General features: G+C 38.7%; 9 protein-coding genes and 3 pseudogenes. 7 read left to right on the forward strand and 5 right to left on the reverse strand.

Features of this window, described 5'->3' with window-relative positions; genetic code table 11:
* The first annotated feature begins 153 nt into the window (after positions 1-153).
* Positions 154-588 carry a GNAT family N-acetyltransferase gene (locus ACXJY6_RS19600; protein WP_458769365.1) on the forward strand — a complete coding sequence of 145 codons (435 nt, stop codon included), beginning with the start codon at positions 154-156 and terminating at the stop codon, positions 586-588.
* 90 nt (positions 589-678) lie between these two features.
* Here ACXJY6_RS19600 and ACXJY6_RS19605 read toward each other — a convergent pair whose 3' ends face one another.
* Both ACXJY6_RS19605 and ACXJY6_RS19610 read right to left on the reverse strand, forming a co-directional pair.
* A complete protein-coding gene (locus ACXJY6_RS19605) occupies positions 679-969 on the reverse strand; it encodes a type II toxin-antitoxin system RelE family toxin (RefSeq protein ID WP_458769366.1) in 291 nt (96 codons plus the stop codon).
* On the reverse strand, positions 959-1,207 hold the full coding sequence (locus ACXJY6_RS19610; RefSeq protein ID WP_458769367.1) for a type II toxin-antitoxin system Phd/YefM family antitoxin: 249 nt from the start codon (positions 1,205-1,207) through the stop codon (positions 959-961). The genes ACXJY6_RS19605 and ACXJY6_RS19610 overlap by 11 nt, the downstream gene beginning before the upstream one ends.
* 471 nt (positions 1,208-1,678) lie before the next feature.
* Here ACXJY6_RS19610 and ACXJY6_RS19615 point away from each other — a divergent pair, with 471 nt between their 5' ends.
* The 4 genes and pseudogenes from ACXJY6_RS19615 to ACXJY6_RS19630 form a co-directional block, all read left to right on the forward strand.
* Positions 1,679-2,251 carry a hypothetical protein gene (locus ACXJY6_RS19615; RefSeq protein ID WP_458769368.1) on the forward strand — a complete coding sequence of 191 codons (573 nt, stop codon included), beginning with the start codon at positions 1,679-1,681 and terminating at the stop codon, positions 2,249-2,251.
* A 120-nt stretch (positions 2,252-2,371) separates the two neighbouring features.
* The gene (locus ACXJY6_RS19620; RefSeq protein WP_458769369.1) at positions 2,372-2,668 is read left to right on the forward strand and encodes a GNAT family N-acetyltransferase; all 297 of its coding nucleotides are present in this window, start codon (positions 2,372-2,374) and stop codon (positions 2,666-2,668) included.
* Positions 2,669-2,734: 66 nt separating this feature from the next.
* Complete coding sequence (locus ACXJY6_RS19625; protein WP_458769370.1) at positions 2,735-3,304, forward strand: PH domain-containing protein; 570 nt, start codon at positions 2,735-2,737, stop codon at positions 3,302-3,304.
* Positions 3,305-3,469: 165 nt separating this feature from the next.
* Positions 3,470-3,670, forward strand: a pseudogene (locus ACXJY6_RS19630) (hypothetical protein); the annotation flags it as partial.
* Here the strand turns inward: ACXJY6_RS19630 and ACXJY6_RS19635 are convergent.
* Entirely contained in the window at positions 3,599-4,351 is a 753-nt protein-coding gene (locus ACXJY6_RS19635) for a siderophore ferric iron reductase (RefSeq protein WP_456049324.1), read from the reverse strand. The pseudogene ACXJY6_RS19630 and the gene ACXJY6_RS19635 overlap by 72 nt on opposite strands.
* Positions 4,352-4,509: 158 nt before the next feature.
* On the opposite strand from ACXJY6_RS19635, the pseudogene ACXJY6_RS19640 reads away from it, so the two are divergent.
* A pseudogene (locus tag ACXJY6_RS19640) lies at positions 4,510-4,731 on the forward strand (AraC family transcriptional regulator); the annotation flags it as partial.
* A 159-nt stretch (positions 4,732-4,890) separates the two neighbouring features.
* The gene (locus tag ACXJY6_RS19645; RefSeq protein WP_458769371.1) at positions 4,891-7,002 is read left to right on the forward strand and encodes a TonB-dependent siderophore receptor; all 2,112 of its coding nucleotides are present in this window, start codon (positions 4,891-4,893) and stop codon (positions 7,000-7,002) included.
* Between the two features lie 48 nt (positions 7,003-7,050).
* Here ACXJY6_RS19645 and ACXJY6_RS19650 read toward each other — a convergent pair.
* Both ACXJY6_RS19650 and ACXJY6_RS19655 read right to left on the reverse strand, forming a co-directional pair.
* Positions 7,051-7,207 (reverse strand): annotated as a pseudogene (locus ACXJY6_RS19650) (IS3 family transposase); the annotation flags it as partial.
* Between the two features lie 76 nt (positions 7,208-7,283).
* On the reverse strand, positions 7,284-7,502 hold a 219-nt coding region (locus tag ACXJY6_RS19655; RefSeq protein ID WP_458769372.1), incomplete at its 5' end, for an agmatine deiminase family protein.

Genomic DNA, 7,502 nt, shown 5'->3' on the forward strand with positions numbered 1-7,502 from the left:
TTGGTTTCCTCGGGATGAAGTTCGTATGTTTTCTTTCAACTCATCCTCAAATTTAGAGGTGTAATCCGGTTTTATAACAAAAAAATCCACTCCGCGGTCTGGTCGCCTGATTTGGGCGTTATGTGTTTTTAATATTTTTGAGGCTAGATAAGCGTGAGAATTATCGTTAATAATGATGTAGAAACAATAAAAATATCTCAGGCAATCCGTAATGAAGTATTTGTTAAAGAACAAGGCATACCTTTAGATTTGGATCTTGATGGATTAGATTCAAATTCATATCATTCTTTGGCATACATTGATGATGTCGCGATTGGTGTTGCAAGATTAGCTCTGGGTAAAAATAATAGCGCGATAATGGCTAGAGTTGCTATAAAGAAAGATTATCGAGGCAATGGAATTGCAAGGAAACTTATAGAGTCGATAATTTCTAAAGCTAATCAGCTCAGTATCAATAGCATTGAAATTCATGCTCATGAGTATTTAAAAGAGTATTATGAATCATTTGGGTTTATGTATATCAAACAAGTTGAAAAGGTTGGTGAACATCAATTGATTCAAATGTGCTTAACCCAACCAAACACATAACAAGCCAATCAACAGGACTAAAAAACAGTGGGCCATCGCTCCGAGATTTTAGCCCACAATTTTTATCCAGTTAATATGGGCGTTATATCACTAATCATCCAATCTTTTCATAGCCTTACGGTAAACATCGCTTCGTTCTCGTTTACCTACAGCTAAGACGGTTACTATGATTACGTCATCTTCAACTTTGTACACTAAGCAATAGCCAGATTGGCGTAGTTTGATTTTATACATGTTGTCTGCACCAGAAAGCTTGGATGCAGGCACATGAGGGTTATCTAAACGTTCAATCAGCTTTTTCTTGAACTGTTGTTGTAAAGTTGAGGCGAGTTTCTTCCACTCTTTGAGTGCGCTCTTTTTTAAATCAAGCTTATAGGTCATCAATATTGACCGAAACACTCTCTTCAAGTTCGCGTTCTTTTGCTATTGTAAGTAGTTCAAGATCTTCGAGCCTGTCCATCATCATTTCGTATGCTTCAGCTGGTACGCAATAGAAAGCAGGTTCATTTCGGTTGAGTACAGCAACAGGATCACCGTATGCGCTAGTTGCAACTTTCATTGGGTTCGCTTTGAATTCAGTAATACTTGCAGCAACATCGGCTAAGATTCTAGTGGTCATTAAATAAGTCCTTTAACTGGTCGTTATAATGGTCATTGTAGCTCATGATAAAGTGATATAACAAACAATTTAAGAGTGATTCAGCACGCTTGGCAATTTTGGTTTGAGTTAAGTTTTGTGATTACGGTGTTCAAGTTGAGTGTTGTGGATGCGTGCTTCAAGCAGCGCCTACCTTACATAATCCATCGTGGTACCTGTCTTCAGCCTATGTACGTGGTTCAATATCGTAAAACGGTATTGCCATCCTAATGCCGTCGGTGGTGGTGCCACGTTCGATACTTGAACCACTGCATTAGCTCAAAATCGTGATAAAAAGTATGTTATGTTTTGACATGCTGATCACCAAATTTATGTTTCGTTAATAAAAATTATTATGGTTCTAGTGTTCAGTTCATCCACGATTGATTGGAGAACAACAGTCAGAGTGGGGAGTCATTATGCCTAGCTAAGCTTTAATAAGGTGATATTCACATGGAAATTGTTGTTCGATTTGTACAGAAACTCTCAACGGGAAAGAACGTTAGTATTTTGTTTTTATTGACAATGATAGTCTATTTAACAATGTTGTCTTATTCTATTCCAGCCGTTTCTACATTTGCACCAGAGCTACCAATATTTGATTTATCTCCATTCGGGTATTCGTTTGCCTATGCAGATAACTTACTTAACACATTAGGTATAGAAGGGCGTGCGACTTATTTATCTACTCAATTACCCTTCGATTTCATTTATCCTGGCTTGTTTTCTATTACTTACTCATTAATGTTAGTTTGGCTGTTTGGCAAAACATCTAGCAGAAACTCTAAAATTTATTACTTTGCTTTAGTGCCCTTTTTAGCGGGTATGTTTGATTATGTTGAGAACATATTCATTATAAAAATGATAAATTCATTTCCAGAGTTACAGGTAACAACCGTTAAAATTGCCAGCACGCTTACCATCCTAAAAAGTAGTTTTACCATGTTGTTCTTTGTGCTCTTAATTGTTGGTTTTGTATTGTTATTCAAACAAAAAGTATTGAGCAACCGTAACAGAATTGGCTAACAAGATAATTGGACTTCCGCTCTAGGGCGAAGCTAATTCCAGTTGGCTATTCTCACTTCGTTCGTTATTTTAGACGATTATAAATTTCCCTTTGATGAGGCGTTAAGTTCTTAGGAGGCATTGATCATTGTCAGAAAAATGGAAGAGAAGGATCTTGAGGCTGTAAGTGCAATTTGTATAGACTCGTTTTTGCAGTCTGTTGCAGGCACATTGTCTGATGAGGGGATTACAACCTTTTCAAAGATCGCTACGCGCGATGCATTCCTCAACAGAATGGAAGGCGATAACTTAATGCTAGTTGCTGAGAACGACGAAAATATCGAAGGTGTCATTGAGCTAAAGGAAGGTCGCCATGTTGCGATGCTTTTTATTCGTCCTGAACGCCAAAAAAGTGGTATTGGGATTTGCTCGAATTAAATCCAAATCACCCTATGGCAGCGAGATAGGTATAATAAGGTAATTGAGAGGCGTTAACTTAAAATTATGTATTTATCCCAAACCGACACACAACAATTTCCTTCTGCTTTAAGAGCTTTGATAGAAGTAGAATTGGAGGACCGAGAAAAAATCAGCTGGGCAGGAAAACCCGTTCCAAGAAAGTTTGCGCGTCGCTCAATTCCTATTTTTTTGGTAGCTATACCTTGGAACGCATTCTTTTTATTTTGGATCGCGAGTGGCTTTGGCTTTGAGATACCTGATTTCAAAAAAGGCTTTGATTTGTTCCCTTTTTTTGGTGTGCCATTCTTGCTAATCGGTATTGTAATGCAGTTCTCACCATTACTGATGGTGTATAAAGCCAAAAGAACCGCTTATATAGTAACCAACTCTCGCGCGATTATTTTTGATGGTGGGTTCACAACAACAATTCGTTCTTTTAACTCAACTCGTTTGCAAGATCTTCGTCGCAAACAACGATCAGATGGTTCTGGTGATCTAATTTTTGAAAGAAGGTTTTATACCGACGGTGATGGTGATCGGCAATTTACCGACTATGGGTTTCTTGCAATAGCTAACGTCAAAGAGGTAGAGCGCATCGTTCGTACGTTAATTTAGAGATGAAAAGTTACGACAAGTTGCTGAATACGGCGTTGGTGTGACTCCTCACATCAAATAGAACGCAAAAATTTCGGCCTAATTCTTCAAGCCTATTTTGCTCTGTTACTCAAATAAAATGAATTAACGCAGTAGATGAAGCTAGTTAGCTCCACCAATTCAAAGTCAGTTTATAAGATCAAACTACGTACTGCAGGTTATCGCTTAGCCTATGAAGTCATCGATGATGAAATCGTGGTGTATGTGTTAGCTATACAGAAGTGCATAGTTTATCGAATAATCACCGAGTTATGGTTATTTTTTCTTATTGTTAGGGTGTCTTGGGCAGTCATCACAATATGCACCCGATTCACACTTATACACTAAACAACAACTGACTCGCACCAGTCTTAGTCTGCCATCATCTTCTATTTTTAAGCTATCTAAATGTCTCACGGGGAGATGGCAAGCACCCAACCAAAGTTGAGCTTGTTCGATAATATACTCATTAGTTATGTTTGGTTGAAAATGTTGCAGTTTAATCAAACTAGTTAGTAACAAATCAGCGAGCAGGTGGTTAGTAAAACCAGGACGAATTCGAGTCCATTTGTTTATTTGAGAACGATAGAAATTTGTTAACGTTAGTATCGCTTCGGCTGCATGCGGGATAAGCTCTTCTGGAGTACCATGCTTATGGTCATCATTAAAAAATCGGTATCCAGTAATAAATTTCTTGTATGTGAATTGCCCAATGTTTTTAATGTCAGGCAATGATTGTAGAGTATAAATTGAAATGAATGTGACATAAATCGGTTGCCAGCACACTAGATCCCACGTTCGAGTTAACCAATACGCTTGACCAGCCTCAGGATGGGCTTTTACGAGATTATCAAAGACTCGTTTGAGCTCAATATGGCTATCATCATTGGTAATAGCAATCGCTCTTCCATGTAATGGTCCATAGCTTCCTCTCCAATAGGGTGTCACTTCTTTTGAATAAGAGAAAATTTTTTGATGCAAAGAGGGGGGCTTCTTGCTGGTAACTATATTTATTAACTGGAAAAACATCTGAATAACTAAATGATAATCAATAGCGTTATCATACTGACTTTTTCAGACTAGACCATACAAAATGGAGCATCTAGCTATGGTTTCTTCATAAGGTTCCATTACTTTGGTATCAATTAGAATAAATCTTAGCGCCACAAAATGAGTCCATACATAATCAAAAAGTTGGTGTGATCGATGTGACACAGGCCCAATTTGATGGAACTAATATTCAGTACTGGGCAGGTATTAAGGTCGAAGACGAGGTAGAACTCCCTTTGTTACCAGGCTTGATTTCTGACCAACTTCATACGCTTACAATACCTCACCAAACATATGCAATGGTTAAACACAAAGGTCTTGATGGTTACGAACTAGAGATGTATCCAGTAGGCTATGAACCCTTAAGCGGCGTTAACAATTCTGACTTCTATCAATTATTTTTGAATGATTGCACCAAAGTGTTAATTTTTCGATTTGAAAACCAATACAATGCAAATGATATTTATTCTTATTTACAAAATTATTTCTAATTAATAGCATTGGTATTCGAGGACGAAATGGAAACTAGGACACAATTTAAGCGCTCAATTTTATCTGTCGCACTTTTAAGTATTTTATCTACCCCTTCTTTTGCAGAAGAAACCGAACATGAAACCATTACCGTTTTAGGTCAAACATATCGAAATACGGCAACAAAAACGGCATTAGAGCCAGAAGAAACACCACAAGGTATTACGGTTATTGAACAAGAACAACTTGAACAAAGAGGTGTAAAGTCTCTTGGACAAGCTCTTCGTTATGCTCCAGGTGTTACCGCCGAACAACGAGGTGGGGCAGTGACCTTATATGATACGTTTAATATTCGTGGTTTTGACGTTTCTACAAACTACTATGATGGTATGGTTTTACCTTACCTCAATGGTTTTTTACCAATACAGATAGATCCAATTGCATTACAGCAAGTAGAAGTCTTTAAAGGACCGACCTCAGTTCTTTATGGCTCTATGCCACCGGGTGGCATGGTGAATATGATTGCGAAAACACCTCAATCAGAACCTCATACAGAAGTGAGTTTTTCTACAGGTTCTCGTAATTTAGTTGAAGCTTCAATTGATACCACAGGGCAGTTTGGTGATAGTGATTTCTCTTATCGATTTATTGGTAAGGCTCGAACTCAAGACAGTCAAGCCGACTCGGTTGAAGAAGAGCGCTACTTAATTGCCCCTTCTGTCGATTGGCAGGTGTCTGAGCAAACCCTAATTAACTTTAATCTTTACTATCAAAATGATCCTGCGCTAGGAATGGACTCTTCTTTACCTGCTGTCGGTATGTTCATTGACCACCCACTAGGTTCTACTTCACCGTCTACTTTTACTGGGGCTGATGATTGGAGTACGTTTGAACGTGAAGTGTTGATGCTTGGTTATAAAATAAACCATGATTTTAATAATGGTTGGACCTTTTTACAAAATGCTCGTTACATTGATGCGTCAACATACCGAGAAGATACGTATTACTACGACGGTGACTTTACTACTGGTGATATAGCCAATTACGCGTACAGTTTCGATGAAGATCTTCAAAGCGTTACTATCGATAATCAGCTTACTAAGTCAATTACGACAGGTAGCATTGAGCACAACCTATTATTTGGCTTTGATTATCAAAGTATGGAAGGCTCGGCAATTGATACAACATACTATGATAAGAGCTACGTAGTTAATATCTTTAATCCAAGCAATGACTACATAGATAGAAACAATATGGGTGTAGGGACGGTCTACAACAACCACACTGATGTAGAGCAGTTTGGTTTTTATGCTCAAGACCAGTTGAGAATTGATAACCTAGTACTCATTGCTGGTGGTCGCTACGATAGTTATAAATCCGAGAATTATTATTATGGGGTCGACTTTGACGCTGACCATAGTAATTTCTCATACCGTGTCGGTGGCTTGTATGATCTAGGGAACGGTTTTTCACCTTTCATTAGTTACGCAACAAGCTTTGAACCTGCAGCCGGTGTAGATGTAAACGGAGATGGATTTGACCCTCAAATAGGTAAGCAGATCGAAGTTGGTTTGAAATATCTATCAATGGATATGTCTAAGCAATTTACGATGTCTTATTTCCACATTACGAAAGAAGACTACATTGTACCTGATCCTGAGGGCAACTATCCTGCAAGTGTTCAACTTGGTGAAGTTGTTTCTCAAGGTGCTGAATTTGAAGGGCGCTGGTTTGCAACGGACAATTTAGATTTAGCCGCTTCATATACTTACATTGATATGGAAGTAACAGAAGATGTTGACTCAAGTCTAGTAGGAACGACACCGATTTATGTACCTACGCATGCAGCAAATCTATGGGCAAACTATCACTTCTATACGGGTGCACTATCTGGTTTAAGAGTGGGCTCTGGTGTTCGTTATATGGGTGAAATGGAAGGTGATGCGACCAATTCAGTTCAAAAAGTTCCTTCTTATTCCCTTGTTGATTTGTCTCTTGGTTATGATTTAGGCAATGCTTCAGAGTCATTATCAGGCGCACAGGCTAACTTAGTTGTGAGTAACCTTTTTGATGAGGAATACTACACTTGTTATAGCCAAGCGTACTGTTGGTACGGTGCCGAGCAGTCTATTGAGTTTAACGTGAAGTATGAATTCTAATTCAACACCTGTTTAGTCATAGAGCAGCCAATACACTTGGCTGCTTTTTTACGTTTTATTCGACAGCTTTTTTGAAAAGAAAAATTTAACTGGGCGTAGATACCCAAGGTCACTGAGCCTTCTTGTTCGATTATAATCAATCAACTTCAATGTATTCAAAAGGCGCTTGGCGCATCTCTTCTTGGGTCATGATCGACTCGTATTGCCATCCTAACGCCGTCGGTGGTTGTGCCACATCCGATGCTTGTGTAACCACTTCCTAAATTAGGTGTATCGTATAGCTATCTAGGCACCTGTTGAGTAATACAATGGATATTGCCGCCACCTAATAAAATCTCACGTGCTTTAATACCAACAACGTCATGGTCGGGAAAGGCAGTTTCTAGTATCGTTTTTGCGGCTTCGTCAAACTTGTCGTCTAGCTTAGGGAAAATAACTTGACCGTTACTGATTAAAAAGTTGGCATATGATGCCGCGAGACGTTCTCCTGATTTGCGCTC

This window comes from Vibrio phycocola (genome assembly GCF_054404255.1).